This is a genomic window from Pseudoalteromonas sp. ABE4_541, assembly GCF_056312285.1.
On sequence record NZ_JBSVEM010000005.1, the window covers coordinates 240,605 to 261,203 of the forward strand.

At 40.5% G+C, this 20,599-nt stretch carries 8 protein-coding genes; 4 read left to right on the forward strand and 4 right to left on the reverse strand.

From position 1 onward, the window contains the following. Window positions 1-24 precede the first annotated feature (24 nt). From ACW689_RS07350 to ACW689_RS07360, 3 genes are all read right to left on the reverse strand, one after another. On the reverse strand, window positions 25-3,126 hold the full coding sequence (locus tag ACW689_RS07350; protein ID WP_476289848.1) for a DEAD/DEAH box helicase: 3,102 nt from the start codon (window positions 3,124-3,126) through the stop codon (window positions 25-27). Window positions 3,127-3,338: 212 nt separating this feature from the next. Further along, entirely contained in the window at window positions 3,339-4,301 is a 963-nt protein-coding gene (locus tag ACW689_RS07355; protein ID WP_476289850.1) for a transcriptional regulator, read from the reverse strand. Window positions 4,302-4,317: 16 nt separating this feature from the next. Then, window positions 4,318-5,550, reverse strand: a complete 1,233-nt coding sequence (locus ACW689_RS07360; RefSeq protein ID WP_476289852.1) for an AAA family ATPase — start codon at window positions 5,548-5,550, stop codon at window positions 4,318-4,320. 710 nt (window positions 5,551-6,260) lie between these two features. Between ACW689_RS07360 and ACW689_RS07365 the strand changes: the two genes are divergently transcribed. After that, window positions 6,261-7,475, forward strand: coding sequence for a replication protein A (locus tag ACW689_RS07365; protein ID WP_476289854.1), 1,215 nt, complete (start codon window positions 6,261-6,263; stop codon window positions 7,473-7,475). A 39-nt stretch (window positions 7,476-7,514) separates the two neighbouring features. Here the strand turns inward: ACW689_RS07365 and ACW689_RS07370 are convergent, their stop codons facing one another. After that, a complete protein-coding gene (locus ACW689_RS07370; RefSeq protein WP_476289856.1) occupies window positions 7,515-8,381 on the reverse strand; it encodes a DNA replication terminus site-binding protein in 867 nt (288 codons plus the stop codon). Window positions 8,382-9,258: 877 nt separating this feature from the next. On the opposite strand from ACW689_RS07370, the gene ACW689_RS07375 reads away from it, so the two are divergent. The 3 genes from ACW689_RS07375 to ACW689_RS07385 all read left to right on the forward strand — a co-directional run. Beyond that, a complete protein-coding gene (locus ACW689_RS07375) occupies window positions 9,259-11,694 on the forward strand; it encodes a penicillin acylase family protein (protein WP_476289858.1) in 2,436 nt (811 codons plus the stop codon). Window positions 11,695-11,706: 12 nt separating this feature from the next. Beyond that, entirely contained in the window at window positions 11,707-13,416 is a 1,710-nt protein-coding gene (locus ACW689_RS07380) for a cyclic peptide export ABC transporter (protein ID WP_476289860.1), read from the forward strand. A gap of 15 nt (window positions 13,417-13,431) precedes the next feature. Beyond that, window positions 13,432-20,599 (forward strand): amino acid adenylation domain-containing protein (locus tag ACW689_RS07385; RefSeq protein WP_476289862.1); only part of this gene is annotated, 7,168 nt, incomplete at its 3' end.

Sequence of the window (20,599 nt, forward strand, 5' to 3'; positions counted from 1 at the left end):
AAAATAAATGCATTTATTTTTGAACTAACGTAGTAGAGCCAGCATTTGCTCTTCATCAAACTTGCTTAAATTCATCGCTTTATCTTCAAACAGAGCATCAACCAAGGCTTGTTTTTGGCGCTGCATGGTAAATACTTTTTGCTCGATTGAATTAGCCATTATCAGCTTATACACAAAAACTGGTTTATCTTGCCCAATACGATAAGCTCGATCAGTGGCTTGGTTTTCAACCGCTGGATTCCACCATGGATCAAAATGAATCACTGTATCCGCTTGGGTTAAATTGAGTCCCGTACCACCTGCTTTTAAGCTGATCAAAAAGATATTGCATTCGCCACTGGTAAATCGCTCAATCACTTTATCTCGCTGACGCGTTTGTCCAGTGAGCTGCGTAAACGCCAAATTCAACTCTTTACATTGTTGGGCGATAAGATCAAGTACACTCGTGAACTGGCTAAATATAATGATCTTGCGACCTTGTTCCAACATGATTGGCAAATGCTGGCGTAACCAATCGAACTTGGCACTGAGCGCTTCGGTTTGTTGATCCACAAGTCGAGGATGGCAGCAGATCTGCCTAAGCTTCAATAAGGCGTCTAGGAACATAAGTTTACTGCGCTGCACACCTTGCTCTTTGAATAAATGTACAAGATCATTTTCAACTTGCTGCTGCACACTGGTATATAGCTGGCTCTGCTCTGGTGTGAATTCAAGTTCTTTGATGAGCTCTGTTTTAGCTGGCAACTCTTTGACAACCTGGGCTTTAGTTCGGCGTAAAATAAACGGGGCTATCACCGCGTGTAACTCTCTAGCACGTGCTTTATCTTGCTCTTTTTCGATGGGATATTGAAAGTATTGTTTAAACTGCTGTCGCGTCCCCAAAATGTCTGGCATGACAAAATCTAGCAACGATTTAAGTTCCAACAAGTTGTTTTCAACTGGTGTGCCACTCAAACATAGCTTGAACTGCGCATTTAGCTGTTTTACGCATTTTGAGATCTGTGCGGATTCATTTTTGATATATTGCGCTTCATCTAGCACAATTGAATCAAATTTTAGGCCCTTGTAATGCGCTAAATCGCGTTTTAGAAGAGGGTAGGTGGTGAGAATGAACTTTGACTTATGAATGCTCTCTAGCAGAGCATCGCGATTACTACCGTGCACCGTAGTAAGTGTCAAATGCGGTGCAAAACGAGCAAATTCATTCTGCCAGTTGCTGACTAAGCTCGTCGGGCACACAATCAAGCTTGGCTTATTCACTAAGGTGTTATATTGAGTTATAAAATACGCTATCACCTGTAGCGTTTTACCCAGCCCCATATCATCAGCCAAAATACCACCAAGTTGGTGTCTATTTAAAAACTTCAACCAGTCAACGCCTTGCTCTTGATAGTCTCTAAGCGTAAACGTTTGATTAGTTGCACCTAAAGCCGTATTCGAGCTGGTTTTGGGGTTATTAAGCTCATCAAGATATTCAAGTAAGCGAGGATCATCGCAACTCACTGCAATATGCTCTAAGTTGAATAACTCTTTGGCAAAAAAGAACGGAAACTTAAATTGGCTATTAGAGAGGTAATAACTAAACCTTTGCTTTAAGGTCAGCAACTGCTCATAGGTTTGCGTCGGAATTGCATACGACTGTTCAGCAATTTTAATGTAGCGATACTTATCAGCAAATTCATTGATCTCAAGCTCTGGCTTATTGTCCCAATCAAGCAAGACCGTGTTGTCATCAAATTGTACTTTACCGATTATGTGATGATGTTTATCTCGCCTTAACAACAAGGTAACTTTAGGCTCTAAAACCGCTCCTTGTTCACTGAGCTCTTCAACAGCCCATCCTTTGTTTATCAACTGCTCTTTCAATTCATGGTTAAACCAATGATAGCCTTGCTCGTTTTCTACCGGTAACGCATAGGAGCCTTCACTGCTGTTCAATCCCAAGCCTGTTAGTAATAACTTACTTCTTTTTTTAGCCTTATTTATGGATGAACTTGTCATTCCTTTTGTATGTTCAAGCGTCATAACAAAGCGCTTACTACTTGCGCTTTGTACAACACTTAAACGGCTTTTTAATTTGCTTTTGATGCCCTTTTGTGCGACACCACTGGGTGGCTCTATCACATCCGCAGGGTAAAGCTCTGCAAAACGTTCCGTTACCTGCTCTAGTTGCTCAGTTGCAACCGCAGGCATAGTCAGTAAATGAGCAATTTCATCGGCGCTAAGTTGCGAGCTGATCCGACCAACCACCAAACGCTCAGTATCAAGATAGTAGGGCGGATCGGTTCTTAACAGAAGCCACTGAGGTGTGTTAGACAACAAAGCTTTCAATTGCGCTTGCTTGCTATCTTGCTGCCACACAAAAGTTAGGTTCTGCTGATGTGCTGCGGATAAGGGTTTTCGTTCAGCTTTGTAATATAAACGATTTGTGTGTAATAACTGTTGTAAGGCAGCATGTCCCCAACTACCGCTCAATTCATAATGACCTGGTGCATTTTGTGATCTTACCCAGCTAAACAATCTAAAGTCGTCTTCACTCACTCCGGGAGGGGGTAATTGGCTGACCAATTGCTGTTCTGTCAACGGCCTACCCAGTGGATAATTTCCATCGGGCCTAAACGCACTGATCTTTGGCATGAGTTGCAGTTCTTTTCCTTGCTGCTCAAGTGAAAATAACAAAACATTATCAAAATCTTGCGGTTTGATGAGTTGTAATGATTCAAGTTCATTAAACCAATCGTTAACAAGATAAGCCTCACCGAACCCGCCAGAGTGATCAATTTTTAGTTTGAGTAAAACCGCTGCAATATGTCGGCACTTTGCGTTAGATGAGCACGTACATTGGGCATCGACGCGCACACCATTGGTGGTTTGCTGAATATCAATATGTTGGGAAAAGGTATTGCCAAAGTTTCCGATCACTTGCGATTCGATTTTCGAAAAGTCTTCCGTATGTTCTAGGAAACTAATCTGCGAATCTTTTAAATATTCTTTTGCTTTGCTCAGCATTTGCGCGTTGAAATACTGCTTCAAAAAGCGCTCAGATAGGGGAAATTGATTCGCTTGCTCCTGTTTTATTTCTTCAAACAAAGCAAACAACTGTTCTTTAGACAACTGCGTAGACATCAGCACGATACTAAAATTTACTCATCCGCCCAGTATATGGGATTGGCGTTACAAGAAAAAGGGGTAATAGGGCAATAAACGTGAGTATTTTACTGGTTGGAGCACATAGGGAGGAAAACCAAGTTACAAACAACGTGTAACTTGGTTAATTAGGGCGTGCAGACCTTTGAGCGAAGCAAAAACACGCTGCAAAGCTCAATGTGCCCTATCACTTAATTATAACTTGATAAAAGCTTTTGCAGCTGCTCTAGACGTTTATCTGTTAAAACTCGGTTATCGATTTTGATGGTAATATCACCGCTTTTCAAGCTACGCTGTACCTTAATAAAATCACTTTCAAGTAAAGATTCATTACGCTGAGTCTTTTCCTCAAAAGTGGTTAGATATTTGGTGATCATCAAAGCACGCTTTTCGTCGCTCATTTGTTCAGACATGAATGATTGTTTTGGTAGCTCAGCTATCATTTGCTCAAACAAATTGAGATCCAAACTAATGGCTTCAATGATTTTCTTCGCAGCCTCTCGACCCACATGATTTGCTGTCGGATATAGATTTAATACATGCTTAGGGATATGTTCGTACGCTTTTATCGCGTCGGCAATAGCCGTGTGTGAAACGCCTTCTAACGCTGCTATTTCTCTAAATGATCCCTTTTTACCTTGTTCTTGTAATTTGAGCTTAGTGCCATGATAGGCCTGACCCAACTCCCAAAGGCTTGGCGCGATATACTGATCTGATGAAACAGCTAAAAGTTTTGCATCTTCCTCATTAAAATCATTTGATGACAACACTACATAATCAGCGTCCGCAAGTAGGCATGCCTTGCGTCTTCTTGAACCAGATAACACCCATTGCATATTATCTTTTTGCCAACATAATGCGGGATGTAAGTTACGCTTATCGCTCTTAATTGCTGGTAAAATGTCAGCTACAGAGCGTTCGTTAAGTAAAGATTGTTCACGACGGTTTTGACCATACACTTTGCTTTTTAGCTCAATATCTTTGTGTTTTATTACCTGACAGGTCAAGGTGATTGTACGATTAGGATCACTTGGCGCGGGCATGGTGATCACATCACCTACTTTTGCTTGATCAAGCAGATCGTCGAGACTACTCCCCTCTATCGCCGTTGCAAATGGATCAAGTCTGGTATCATTTTTACGTTTTTTTGCCATGAGTAAGCCTATTTTGTTATTGCGTGAGCGATGATTGTGTTGATGGCCAATTTGATCGGATCAACATTTCAAGTTCATCAACTACGTCTTTTATATTTTCCTGTGCCTTGATAAGTGATTCTCTGCTAGCCAAACTATCTGACGTTTTTTGGTCGAATATCGTATTAAATGACGAAGAGCTGGCCGTGATCGCTGAGCTGTGATTAATTGGGTAACTCATTACTTGTCGGCCAAATGCACTGCGGACATCTTTAACAATATCACGCTGTGAATGATTACCTTTAACATAATTAGTCACCAAAAATTGCATAAAGTCCCAGCCCTCATGGCCTAAAGCAGCAACCGTGTGATAAATTTCACCCAATCTTTTCAGATATTTATTGTTTGCATCAAAGTCTACAGCTTCGGGGTGAACGGGTATCAACATTGCTGTAGAAGCCATTAGAGCATTGTAAAACATGAAATTAAGAGAAGGTGCTGTATCGATCAGAATAATATCAAATTCATCTTCAACCGGCTCAATCACTTTTTCACATAACTTGTGATAATGCCTTGTTTGGCTGTAACCAGAACTTTCTTTTAACTCAGTAGCAGTCTCATGTTCAAAATAAAAGTCATCCATACCAGATGGAAGTACTCTAATGTTCGGAATATGAGTTGTTTGAAATGCATTTGATACAACACTACGCCAAGTTTCATCTGGTTCAAGCTCAATACAATCTCGCATTAAATCGCCCACGGTGATGGGTTCTGGATCGTTAGATGGGAAAAAGCTGGATGATGAACCTTGTGGGTCCAAATCAATGATCCCGATACGATAACGTTTTATATTGGTAGTTGCTAAAGCGGCTGCTATGTTAACAAGCGAAGTGGTTTTACCACAACCACCCTTAAGTGAATTAATGACGATAACTTGAAGTTTATCACCTGTCTTTCGTTGATCTGCATTCACTCCCATGATCTCTGCCATCGCAAAAATATTTGCTAAGGTATATGCATAATGACCATTTGCCCCTTTTTGAATATTTAAGTGATCAAAGTCTCCTTGATCATGGCGTCGCTTCAAAGTTCTGTTATTACAGCCTAGTAAATCTGCAGCAGCTTTTTGAGTATAAGTTCTAAGCTCTTTTTCATCGGTTTTCAGATGGGCTCTGTAATGTTGAATACGACCTTCTAGCGATTGTTCTGCAACTTCTGCAGTGGCTTTTAGCAAGCTATAGGTTGAAAGTGCTTTATTATTAATTGACATGCGCGATATCCTTTACTTGATACCTATGATTATAATGTCCATTAAATTAGTAGTAAACAACAAAACATATAGACATCGTAAAATTTTATTAGCTTGTTTCCTGAGTTAAGTATAATTAAGAAAGTTTAGATATGGTTAAGATATAGGTATATAAGGTTAAAGCTTCAAAAAGTGTACTTAAGCATTTGATAAATTTAATAAATAAAGAAAATTGTAGATCAACCATATACTACGTGAAGATCTGATCTTTACTTAGTGGCAGATCAGCAATTTACTAAGCGTAAAAATGACAAATATGCTTTGCACAACTTATCAACAGGGTTATGCACTTTTTGAGCCGCTTAGATCAGTTTTATACTAAGAAAATTCAAAGAGTTACTAACAATTCGTAGGGAATGATCTTGTTTTAGTAATAAAAGATCAGATCTTTTCTTAGTACAGATCGGATCTATACCAAGAAGTGATTGAGTTATGCACAGGCTGCTTTAAAATCAGTCTGTTAGGGGCGTAAATTCGCTTCTAATGATCATGTTTTTGCATCAGATCTCGTTTAAGTTAGTAAAATATCGATCTGTAGTGTGCATGAGTTAGTAAAATTACGATCTCAATGAAAATTTTACGAGCAGATCATATTTTTACTAACTTAAGTCGTTAACTTTTGCTGATGAATATGTTGTTATAAGCTGTCATATAATTTTGGAAGTAGAACAATGAGCCGAAAGGTGAACATCTCAGTAGATAACTTGCCAGATTCGTTGCGAGGTCAGATCCATGGTGTGGAAAGTGCTATCGACAATGAAAGCTTAGCGTTATTCACTGATAATAAAGATGTTCGGATATCTTTAGAAAACGCTGCCCATGGCTTACGCGCTTATTCGAATACCTTCAATCATTACGATCTTTGGGGTCGCTTTGTTCGTTCTGGGCATAAAAAGTTGCCGTTAGAGGAAGCACCAAAGAAAACCATCGTAACCCGTCGCATCTCGGAAAAGGTTGATGGGATTCTTTACGAGGGTGAGATCAAAATTACCCCTGCGGTAGTTAGCACCAAAAAAGATGGTGAGGATCTAGAATACCTCGTTTGGCCATCGGATAGAGAAGAAAAAGTAGAGCGAGCGCTTATTCGTTTAGCTTCGAAAGGCAAGATTGTTAAAATTAACTTCAAGTCGGGTATTCAGTACGCGGTTATTTTTTCTATGAATGAATTGGCGCAAGAGCTTAAAGCCGTGGGTCAATCAATGCCTTACCCCCAAATTAAAGAATCGTTAGAAGCATTACAAGGTTCTAAGCTCTCGTTTAAGTACTCAGCAACTGACACCAAAAACTCGGATATCGATGACTCGTTTTATGAGTCAAATATGAACTTTTTATCGTCACTACATTTTAGTGGTAAAAAAGGTCAAGGCGGCAATATTAAGTGTGTAGCTTGTTTAAATGCTTTTGTTCATAACATGATCGATAATTTGGAGTATAAAGGTTATTACTTCAATAGTGCACAAGAACTTAAACGTGGTTTGTCACGTTGGATGATGCTACGTCTTTACCATTTGTGGCGTTATGCGGCACCTGGTAAAACATATCATTTTCGCTTGCTGTCTATTATGGAAAAGTATGGTTCGATTTATTCCACTGATGAAATTTCAGAGAATAAATTAAAAGCGTTACGCCGTGATATGACCACAACAATGAAAGATCTAATTGAAAAAGGCGCTATTTCTGAATATAGCATTACCAATGTAAAAGATGATAAAAGCGGCTTAATTATTGATTATGTTTATGAAATGCATCCATCAGCACAGTTCTGTGAGGAAATTCTAGCATTGAATAAGCATCACAAACGCATCGAGATCCAAGGTGGAAAGCGTATCGTCGAAAATGCAGAAGTGATTGATGAAGACACGTTGGAAGAAATTGTAAAAAAGTAATTTAATTAATTGTAAAAGGGCTCCTAGTTGGAGCCTTTTTTAATTCACTTGTTCTAAATAAATGCGGTCTACTAAAAAGTTATATTCTCGTTTTCTAGGGTGATTTTCATTTTTTTCATAGTCTGTGAGTACACCGAGTTTGGTTTCAGGGTTTGGATTAAACAAAATAAATGGTAATGCTGCGCTGACATGATAGCGTTTCTGGGCTGTAAATCGCACATTTACCTCAGGTGAAACGCGAGTTGGCCTGCGAATTCGTAATTTACTTTTCGCTTTTAGGCTACTGACACGTAACTTTTCTTGTTCAACCAAGTTATGCCATGACTGCTGATCGATCATCCGAGGGTTGGAATAATTTGATGAACGTTCCAACATATCCATGGCTGCTTCTTTGGATAAAGTGCGGGTGGCATGTTTGGTCATCCAGGTAAATCGGACCGAATAGGGTATAGCTGTTTCACTGTGAATTTTTCGATAGCTTGCAAGCGTAAGCAAAGAGGGAATTGCGCTGTGAACGGCTTCAAAACGAGCATCATTATTTGGGATCTCTAAAATGAGCTCTTTGAATTTCAACTTTGCGTCATTCACCGTTTTAAGGCGTGCTTGCAGTACCTCATCTTTATCATTTACACACAATAACCCCGGATGTCGTTGCATCACTTTACCGCTTACTTTTTCATCAACGAATAAGTCCTTATATCCAGAGATAATTTTTGCTAAAGCATCGTTGCCTGTATGTTTTATGACAGGAATATGGGTTGGTGCTTTTTGTTCTTGCTCTTTTTCAATTTTCGGAAGCTCAAAGTAAATAGCCTTTTTTATCTCGGCTTGAGCAAGTTCTTCGCAAAAGAGAGATAATTGTTCAAACATTAGGTCAAATTGAGAGCGTATCGTAAATTTATTCATGATGATATGGTCTTAAAAATATTTCCTATGTTGCTGATTTTGTTACTAGCTTAGTCAAATAGTATGATGTGTTCCACAACCCTAATAATAGCAAATATTTATTGAAATTAGAATGTTATTTTGTCTTATAGAGAAGAGCCATAATTGCTAATTACAAACTCACTACTTGTATTGGTTGTTGAGGTTCCTTTTTTCTTATCGCGGATTTGACTCATTTGTTCGCCATACACACTTTTATCCTTGTAAGAAAATATTACTGATCCTGCTTACTTTGTTTTTATGAATTCATGCATATATGAACATAATTCACCCAATTTGAACAAAGAATATTCATGCTATGTAGGCAAGATTTCATCAAAAACAAAACATATTATCGCCAATATCTTGATGATTTAGCTAATTATATTTTTCTAAGTTCACCCTTTTCATACTTTAACGTACCTACGTATTCTCTAATTTGTTTCTTGATATAGAGAGAATGGTTTTTCTCACGAATTGTAAAAGTTGTTAAAAATAAAATATTCTATTACGTTTTTCTGTTTAATTTTTTTTAACTTTGTTGCGAGAATGGGTTGTTTTTTTAGTCAGTCTTGCATTTAATAGTGTCCTTAATAATGCAGGGAAGATTAATTTCATTTTTAATCTAGCAATATTATCAGCGGTTAAATGCTTTGTATTTTTTTAATTTGCTGATTTTTATGTGATAAAAGTTGATGTTCTTTTTGTGTCAGGTAATGAACTTAGTTTTCAATACAAGGAAGAGTGACAGTGGTTGTTTAATATTTCAGCACTTTCTCTTTCCCTTGCTTTTGTTACTCTTTGCTTTTTAATTAACTAAAACGCAATGTGTGTTGCGTTTTTGTGTGTTGAGGTGTTTGTGTTTGCTCGATTTCCGCTTTTATCTAGGGCGATTGCTTTTTTGGTGATCCCCTGCTTTATCTTAATAGCATTTGCTTTTAAGGCTTGGTTAATCGAACCATTGCCTAAGTTATCTGAGCAAACTATTTCCGGTAATCTGGTTAAAGATATAGAGATCAGTAGAGACGAAAATGGTGTTGTATACATAAATGCTCAGCAGGACCAAGATGTTTATTATGCAATGGGTTACGTACACGCTCAGGATCGTCTCTGGCAATTAGAGTTACAAAGAAGATTGATTCAGGGTCGAATGAGCGAAGTATTTGGTAAATCTAGTGTCGACCTAGATGTGTGGATGCGCACTTTAGGCCTATATAACGCAGCTGAAGGTTCAATGGAAGTGCTCAGCCCTGAGGCACGAAAGTCATTAGAGTTGTATGCTGCTGGTATTAATGCCTGGATTGATGAAACTCGACAGCTTCCAATTGAATTTACCATACTTGATATTAAGCCTGAACATTGGCGTGCGGTTGACTCGTTAGCATGGTCAAAATATTTCGCATTGGATCTGGCTGGCAACTTTCGAGAAGAGTTGGGGCACTATATAAGTGCGCAATATTTACCCAAAGCTCAGTTAGATTTTATTTTTCCACATTTTGCTAGTCTCGCTAATGACCTACCCAGAAATCACAATGCCAGTATTGACTCCCTTCGTGAGTTAGATTCGTTGCAAGAATACTTGCAGCAACAATTTCATATCGGCGGAAAATACGTTGGTAGTAACGCATGGGTAGTCTCAGGTAAGCATACAAAAACCGGTCAGCCATTTTTGGCTAATGATCCACATTTAGGCTTACAAATTCCCTCTCTGTGGTATGCCGTTTCTCAAAATGGCAAAAATTTATCTGCTCAAGGAATGAGTTTGGTGGGCCTTCCATCAATTGTGTTTGGTCGCAATCAGCGAATTGCGTGGGGTGGAACAAACATGATGGCTGATGCACAAGATTTGTTTATCGAAGAATTGAACCCTGCAAATCCACAGCAGTATCGATATGATCAACAATGGAAAAGTTTTGATGTTTCGCTTGAATATATTCACGTTAAACAAGACTTTCCTGCCAATTTACGAAAAGCGCTGAAACCTGTTGAAATTGAGGTAAGGCGATCTGTTCATGGCCCAATTATTAGTGATGCCGTTTCAGGCGCAAAGTTACCCATGGCATTGAAGTGGACTGCGTTGAGCTCGCAGGACACCACGTATGAATCATTTTATAGAATGAGCTACGCCCAAGATTGGCCTGCTTTTAAACAGGCTTTGAGGCATCACATTGCACCAGCGCTGAATATTCTTTATGCAGACACTGAAAATAACATTGGCTACATAGGCGTCGGGCAGGTTCCCATTAGAGGCGTCGGGAAAGGCCATACTCCAGTGGATGGTTCTGATCCTAAGAATGATTGGCAGGGCTTTATACCTTTTGACAATATGCCTTCTGAATTTAATCCAGAACGGGGTTATTTGGTTTCAGCTAATGATGATATAACCGACGATCAATATCCCTATTTTATTTCAGCTAATTGGGCATTACCAGCGAGGTCTGAACGTATTACTCAGATGTTGGAACAGATGATCTCTGACGATAAATCGGTGACTGAAGAGGATATGGTACGAATTCAGAAAGACAATAAAGATTTATCCGTTGAACCTTTGAGAAGCGTGTTTGCGTCTTTACCTGCACAAAGTGAACAGCAAGCACAAGCTTTGGCTATTTTACAATCATGGAATGGGGACGCCACGCCACAGAGTATAGGGGCGACGATCTTTTATGGTTGGCGACGTCACTTCAAGTCACGTCTATTCGGTGATGAACTAAAACATCGCTGGAATAAACAGTATGAGTCCGAAAATCTAAATGCAGTATTGTCAGCTATTCCGAATAGCACGATTGTTGAGGCGATTAAGAGTGAGCCGCGTTGGTGTGATGATGTTAAGACTGAGCAGCTCGAAAGCTGTCAAGACACCCTGTACTTATCTTTACAAAAATCTCTGGATGAACTGAACAAATTAGCTGGAAGCAATATGGCCAATTGGCAATGGGGTGAGCATCATAAAACACTCTATGCTCACACGCCATTCAGCCATTTTAAATTACTCGATAGCATTTTTGAAAGGAGGATCAGTAGTGGTGGAGCTGAAAATGCTGTCAATGTAGCGAGTGCTCACTTCGATAAGACCAAAGGTTACGTACAAACTTTTGGGGCTGGATTTAGGCAAATAATACAACTTAGCGAGGATCCAACTCATCACTGGTTTATGAATTCAACAGGCCAATCAGGTCAGCTATTCAGTACACATTACGACGATATGGTTGAGAAATTCAATCGGTTTGAGTTAAGCACTTTCCACGATGTAACAAAGCTACGTTTGTTACCGCCAGTGGCACCAGAAAAGTAGGAATAAGTAGTCATGAAGCTATTTGAAGTATTTACAAAAAAATCTCCGAACTTCGTGTTTTTCTCTGTTGTTTTGGGGGTTCTAGCTGGGATGAGCTACTCGGCACTTATACCGTTATTGCTTGCTGGGATAACACCTCAGGATCCAAAGTTTGATGGACTAGAAAGCAGCAATGATCTCATTTGGGGTATCGAAGTTGCTGAATACTCGATAGCTGCGACCTATTTTATAGCCTGTTTTTTAATACTATTGGCACGAGCTATCTCCGAAATTATGCTGATAAGGGTATCGACGGACGTTACCAAAGACTTTCGTTTTAACCTGTATGATCAAATCTCATACGCACCTGTATCATCGATTGAGAAAATTGGCGCATCTCGACTAATCGCATCAATCAATATTGATGTACCTCGAGTTGTCGCTGGAGCCCGGTTATTTCCAAGTATTTTAATTAACCTAGTATCAGTAGTCGGAATGTTGGGTTTTTTGTTATATCTGAATCCCGATATTTTTAAGTTGGTTATTTTGGCAATTTTTATTGGGGTATGTATTTATCAGCTTCCGCGGGTTTTTGCTAACCGTTTGTTTATGCAAGTTCGAACCAGCTATGATGATTTGCAAAAAGGTGTGCATGGACTTATATATGGTGCCAAAGAACTGAAAATAAATGAACGCAAGCGAGCTGAGTTTTATAAAGTACATATTGAGCGTTCTGAGCAAGAAATAAAGGCTAAGAATAAATCGGCACAATCACTTCTTGAAGCGACGACAAGTTTTGGAGAGCTTATTTGCTTTCTTGTTATTGGTCTAGTCAGCTTTGTTTTTATTAATTATTACTCGATTACTAAGCAAGAGCTGGTGGGCGTAATAATGATATTGCTCTATATTATAGGGCCAATTGGTATCATCATTAACTCTATCCCGACCCTAGCTCAATCATTTGTTTCCTACCAAAAAGTAAAAACGCTATTAGCAAAGATCCCGCGAGAAAATATCGATCTGGGTATTCACCCAGTTGAAACTTGGCGTCAAGTTTCATTTAAATCAGTTGAATATAGTTATGATCAAGATGGTGATGAGCGTGGTTTTCATATAGGACCGCTCGATTTTACTATCAAAAAAGGAGAAATCACCTTTTTGGTGGGTGGAAATGGCTCAGGTAAATCAACACTGAGTAAGCTGATCACTCTTCACAATATGCCTAGTGATGGTCAAGTTTATTTTGGTAACTCTCCCGTAACAGCGAGCAATATAAATAGTTATCGACAAGAAATATGTGCAATTTATTCAGATTACTTTCTTTTTGATCGAATTCTGACAGAGTTGAGCGAAGATGCGTTGGAAAAAGCGCATAAATATCTCAAAGAACTTCATCTAGAACACAAAGTTGAAATACATGATGGTCAATTTTCAACGATCTCATTATCCGATGGACAAAAAAAGCGCTTGGCGTTGTTAGTCGCATTTTTAGAGGATAAACCTTTATATCTTTTCGATGAGTGGGCAGCCGATCAGGATCCCGTATTTAAAGACTTGTTTTACAGACAAATTTTACCTGACCTGAAAAGGCAGAATAAAACCATTGTGGTGATAAGTCATGATGAACATTACTTTTGGGTGGCTGATCAAATTTTAACGATGAACCAGGGTGTACTATCACAGCAAAGAACCGTTCAACAAGAATCAAAGAAAGAGGTTCTGGCAAGTGAGAGCTATAAATAATAGAAGGATATTGAGTTGCAAGCACGTGATACTTCTAGTCAGTTTTCTCTGACATTAACTCAGCAAGATATTTATTTCGATCAATTAAGAAACCCCAATAGCCCGTTGTATAACGTGGGGGGATGTATCCGATTTAAAACCTTGGATATTGAGAAAATTAAATCTGCACATGCGCATGTTGTTTCTACGTATGATGCATTTGGTATTCGAATTATTGGTAATGATGTTGGCGCGACTCAGATAATTGATAGCAAGCGTAATATTCACTTGGAGCTGATTGATTTTAGTGCACACCTTGAACCAGAGATGGATGCTAATCGCTGGCTTAAGGAGTTATTCGAAACGGCAATTAATGTGCTCGATGGTCCCTTGTTTAAAGCTTATTTATTGAAATTACGTGCATCGGAGTATCTGTATATAGGCTTTGCTCATCACTTATGCATGGATGGCTGGGGATTCGCAAATTGGGCAAACGCACTTGGAAAAGCATATGGCAAGCAGTGTTCGAGCGATACGCTCTGCTGGCGAGACATAGTGGATCAAGATACGCGTTATTTGGAATCCACACTTTATAAAAAAGATCAGGCTTTTTGGACAAACTATTTAAAGACGGTATCAGCTCCTGTATTACGCGTGAAAAAAACCGCAGCTGCTGGCGATAGACTCCCCGTTAAAGGTGGTAGGAAAGTACTTTCACTACCGCGCAACGTGCATGAACAATTGCTCACGCATACGGCTGAATTTGGCGTGTCGATCGCGCAGTTATACCTATCATTTTGTGCCTTGTACTTCGCAAAAGCTTATCAGCTTGATTCGCTCACGTTGGGCGTGCCATCACATAATCGCAAAGGGCACGCTCAGAAGAACATGATCGGTGTGTTTACCAGTGTGAGTCCTTTATTTATCGATTTCTCTTCTGCTCGAAATATTGGTCAGTTGAGTCAAAGTGTACAAAGGGAGCAGAAAAGCATATTTAGACATCAGCGCTTTCCGATGAGCCATATGCTTCGTACACAAGTTGGTGAAAGTGCAATTCGAGATATATTTGAGATAGGCTTCAATTATCTTAAGCTAAACAGTCAGTTAGATATGGGGGATGGGCCAGCCGAACTGACGTATCTCAGTCATAATCACGAAAAAACCCCCGTTACATTAACGATTTGGGAATGTACAGAAGCCGAAACCATAGACATCTTGATTGACTATAACGGTTGCTACTTTGATCAGAAAGATGCCACTAATATAGCGGCAAGAGTTAATTTTCTCATTGAGCAGTTTATAGCACAGCCTAATCAGCCCTTAGACTCATATCAGCTTATACCAGCTTCCGAGTATCAGATTATTGAACAGTTTTCTGGTTACACACCTAAGAGTGCTTCGGTGGGAGAGGTAATCAAACCAATTCACGAAATTGTTGCGTTACAAAGTCAACATTTGCCCGATAAAGTTGCACTGATTGTTGGTGATCAGAAACTGACATATGCGCAACTTGATGCAAAGTCGACGGCCATTGCTCATTATTTAAAAGAACAAATTGGCATCAAACATGGAGATCTTGTTGGCGTATCTTTGCTGCCCTCATGTGAGCTGGTTGTTGCGGTAATTGGGATTCTAAAGTGTGGTGCTGCGTATATTCCACTAGACCCAACTTACCCTTCTGAGCGGTTACATGTAATGTGCAGCGAAGCGAGATTACACCACGTATGCACAGAAGCTGAATTTACTTCACTATTCGAACTAGAAGGCTTGCAGCCAATTTCTGTGTCAAAAGCGATAGAGCACAGTAGTTTAGAGCCGTCTTTTGTAATTGATAAAGTGGCTGTAAATGAGCGCGCTTACGTTATTTTTACATCCGGTTCGTCGGGCACTCCGAAAGGGGTTGAAGTGAGCCACTCTGCGCTTTCTACACACATTCAAAGCATTATCGATTATTTTGAATTTGACCATTCTGAGCGTTTTTTCCAGATGGCTTCGTTTAGCTTTGACACTTTCATTGAACAAACATTTGCTGCTTTGTGTAGTGGTGCGCAGTTGCACCTTGCTGTTGATAAACTTATTGCGCCCTCACAGTTCATTGAATATGTAAATATTCATAAAATCACCGTAACAGACTTACTTCCTGCTTACTTAGCCCAATTACTTCACCCCGAATACATCAGTGCGTTTAATACACTGAGTTTGGAGAAAGTTGTTGTAGGTGGAGAATCTCTTACTGCACGCACGATTACTGAATGGTTTAAGCATCCAATTTCTAAGACTTGTCGTTTATTTAATGCATATGGTCCGACCGAAGGCGTTGTAACAACAACAATTAACCAAGTGTCAGAGAAATGTGTAGAAAAGGACATGATTGGACAGGTCGTGGGCGAACGTCAGGTTTACGTGCTAGATCAACATGGTCAAGTATGTCCTTTGGGAATTGAAGGTGAACTACATATAGGCGGACGGTGTATAGCCAATGGATATATACACCGTGACGACCTTACTCAACAAAAATTCATTTTGCATAAAGGTTTACAAAAAAGGATATATGCTACGGGAGATCTCGCATACCTTGATAACGACGGTTCGTTTATTTATTTAGGCCGCTGTGATGATCAAGTCAATGTGAATGGATATCGTGTCGAACCTGCTGAAATAGAAAGAAAAATAGCTGATATTGATATGGTTGCTTTGAGTGCGGTGACCATCGAAGCTGATATCAATGAGCAAAATAGATTGATTGGTCATGTTGTATTTACCGACACTCGGGAAAGCTCGCGGCGTTTTTTATTGACTGAACTAAAAACGGCTATCAGTGCTTTACTGCCAGCTTATATGGTGCCTTCTAAATTATATGCATTAAGTAGGTTACCTCTTACACCAAATGGAAAAGTTGATAAGCAATGCTTGTCTGATTGGGTAAAAAAACATGAGCACCACCAAAGCGCGAATGAAGCCCCGCAAGGTGAAGTAGAAAAAAGACTGAGTAAAATTTGGTCTCAATTGCTGAGCGTTGATATTCAAGGTATTGGTCGAGATAGCAACTTCTTTGCCCTCGGAGGGCATTCATTACTTGCAATGCAACTTGTTGCAATGATACGTAGTCAATTTGCTAAAGAGATATCACTAAGTGATGTATTTGATGCAGACAGCTTAGCTATTATGGCTAATGCGATTGAGCGATGCGCTGTCACCGTTCAAGCCGGTAAAATTATCAAACAACCCAAGGCAGAGCTATATCCGCTTTCTTATGCCCAGGAGCAACTGTGGTTCATTGACCAGTTTGGTGTGGGGCGCCATCAGTACAATATGCCAGGAGTGTTTCGAATTGATGGTGTGTTTGATGTTTTCGTTGCAACCGAAGCGTTGCGAAAAATTTGTTTGCGTCATGATGTGCTTAGGACAATTTACGTAGAGCGTGATGGAAAGCCCTTTCAATACATCAATGAAAAAGCTGATGTGCACATCGACTCTCATGATTTGAGTGAGTTAGATGGTACGGATAGAGAGCAAAAGCTGTTAGAGGTACTCGCCAAAGAGTCCCAACAAACATTTGATTTAGCAAAAGCACTTCCATTGCGGGCGAAATATTTTCACTGGCGTGAGCAGGGAAAGGAAGCTGGCTTTTTTTACTTAACATTACATCATATAGCTGCTGACGGATGGTCAGTTGAGATACTTTTGCAAGAGTTCTCGATACTGTACAACGCGATTTTAAATGGGCAAAGTGAACCGCTTAGAGCGCTAAATATCCAATATAGTGATTATGCTTGTTGGCAAAAACAATGGCTAAACGCAGAAAAGTTAACTGAGCCTTTAGCATTTTGGAAAACGCATCTTGCGCAAGCGCCAACGACTCATAGCTTGTATTTAGATAACCCAAGAGCCGTTCAACACAAATATGCGGGTGGCGTACATACCTCAACCTTATCGCAAGAACTTGCTAACCAATTACAACACCTAGCTAAAAAGCTAAGAATGACGCCGTTTATGCTTTGTCATGCAGTGCTAGCACTCGTATTAACTCGACATGGCAATAATTCAGATATCGTGATTGGAACTCCCATCGCGAACCGAACGCAAACCGATTTGGAACCTTTGGTTGGGTTATTTATTAACACGCTACCGATCCGGATCTCAACGGATCACTATGACATTGAAAGTTACCTAGAGCATGTTCGAACAATACATTTGCAAGTACAAGCAAACAGTGATGTGCCTTTCGAATTAATCGTTGAACATCTAGGCGTAAGTCGTAGCAAATCTCATTCACCAATATTTCAAATTGTCATGACGACAGAGTCGGAGTTTGCTGGTGAGGCGAGTCGTTTAGGACAAGAAACTATTCTTGGTGATGCAACGATGACAGTTGCTCCCGTGCAACAAAATATTGCCAAATTTGATCTGGAATTGAATATCAATATTCATAAAAGAGGTATTGATCTTACGTGGATATATGACCCAAATCTGTTTGCCAATAAGCGTATTGTGCAATTGGAGCATCATTTCGGCCAGTTGTTAACTAACCTTCTCGGCAAGCCATCTGGTGACTTAAACAATATAGACATGCTTTGTGAGTCTGAAGTTAATCATTTGGTTCACGCAATGAATCGCCCAACTTCAGCGTATCCTGACACAGCATCCATACCTCACTTGTTTAATAGCATGGTAAGTAAATATCCCGACAATCCAGCCATTTGTTGTGATGGTGTCACGCTGTCTTATCTTGAACTCAGTAGAAGAGTCGACACTTTACAGGCATACATACTGCAACACTCGATAACTAAAGGTGCGGTTGTCGGAATATATTTGCCTCGTACAGTTGATTTTATTATCTGTACGCTAGCTATCTTAAAATCAGGGCTTGCCTATATTCCATTGGATCCAAAACTGCCACTTAATCGGGTTGCTTTTATGATCGAGGATGCAGGTGTTGACTATGTAGTTAGTGGCAGTGAATGGGTATGTGCGTTAGAGGCTCAGCTGTGTACTGTGCTCAATATTGATGAATGTACGCAGTGTAATATTCAGCTCCCTGTTATGCATGTTGACAGTGCCAGCGCGTCTTCACTCGCTTATGTGATGTATACATCGGGGTCTACTGGTAAGCCAAAAGGAGTGCAGATATCACACCGTGGTATCGTTAACCTAGTTTGTGACACGAACTATGTAGTGCTTAATGAAAATACACGGTTACTGCATGCGGCTTCAGTGGCGTTTGACGCTGCGACATTTGAGATCTGGGGTGGGTTACTCAATGGGGGTTGTGTTGTTATATACACAGGAGCTGATGCTGATCTATCTCGTTTAAATAGCACCATTCGCAGTGGGCAAGTTAATACGGCTTGGTTTACCGCTGGACTTTTCGAATTATGGAGTCATGAAACTTCTTTACCGAGCTGTTTGCAGTGGGTGCTCGCAGGGGGAGATCGCCTCAGTCCAACAGCGGTGAAAAGAGCACAAACACGTTTACCAAACACGCAATTCATTAACGGCTATGGGCCAACAGAAAACACGACTTTTAGTTGCTGTAAATCCATTCCTACTTTACATGATATTCCGAAATCAATCCCAATTGGCCGTGCCATTAACGGTACGCAAACCTATATCTTGACTGAGCGGTTACAGTTAACGCCTTATGGCGCTGTTGGTGAGTTATACCTAGGCGGTGATGGATTAGCGTTCGGATACCTTAACCGGTTTGAACTTACCGCAAACCAGTTTATTAAAAACCCTTATAACAGTTCGGGTGATGGCAGGTTGTATCGTACAGGAGATTTAGTTCGTTATCTCGAAAGTGGGGATATTGAGTTTATTGGTCGAAAAGACCACCAAGTAAAACTTAGGGGATATCGAATTGAGCTTGAAGAAGTGGAGCTGCAACTAAAAGGTTTGGCATCGGTCGAAGAGTCTCTTGTTGTCGTCGAACAGGATTCGTTAGTCGCCTATGTTAAGCCTGTGAAGGCAGTTTCTACAGATGATTTTAGTGCTCACATTAGGCATGAACTAAAAGCTGTATTGCCAGACTATATGATCCCACACTGGGTATTACTTATAGATAGCTGGCCTTTGACTGATAATGGCAAAATTGACCGCCGTGCTTTGCCACAATTAGAGAAGACCTTAAACAGTAACGAATATCTCGCTCCTCAGTCTGATGCTGAGCATAGTTTGGTGAAAATCTGGAGTGAATTACTTAATTTAGATGCCAAACGGTTAAGTACAAATGCAAACTTCTTTGAAGTCGGTGGTCATTCTTTGATGGCGGTGCGAGTGATCGCCCAAGTTCGTAAAGAGTGTGGTGTTGAATTGACGGTCGAAGATGTATTTTCTGCATCAATGCTGTCTGAATTAGCTCTAGTGATCGAGCGAGCGCCGACTACTACATGTCGCCCTATTGTTGAAACCCGTGATCAGTCTTTGCAAAGCAATGTTGTTTTATCCTACGCCCAGCAGCGCTTGTGGTTTATCGATCAATTACAAGGTGGCAGTGCCCAATACAATATGCCAGCGGCTTTTGAGCTAACCGGGCACTTTGATGTGGCAGCCGCGCAAGCGGCGTTAAGCGAAATTGTGGCGCGTCATGAGGTGCTGCGCTCGGTTTATCGCGACACGGCAGACGGTGTGGTACAGCATATCGGTGAGCCCCAGCCGTTTAGCATCAAACAGATTGAGTTAGATAACTTAAGCCCAGCACAACAGCAGCAAGCACTGCGTCAGCTTATTTGCGAAGATGCGGCACAACCTTTTGATTTAGCGCACGATAACATGGTCCGAGTCAGTTATGTGTCTTTGTCGCAAACACGTGGCGCGTTGCTGTTCAATATGCACCACATTGCATCAGATGGTTGGTCAATGGACATCTTAGTGCAAGAGTTTGGGCACTTTTATACGCAAGCGGTCAAGGGCGAGGCGTTGTATGGCGAGCCACTGGCGATCCAATATGCGGATTATGCGCTTTGGCAACGAAACTGGCTGCAAGGCGAAGTGCTGACAGCCCAGTTAGATTATTGGGAGAAGCAACTGGATGAGGCACCGCCGTTACATAGTTTGCAGTTGGATAAGCCTCGACCCGATAGCAAAGGGCATGAAGGGGAGGTGGTCACTGGGTCTTTATCAGCCCAGATAGGGGCGCAATTACAGACACTGGCGCAGGCCTATAAAGTGACGCCATTTATGTTGTTGCATGGTGCCTTAGCCA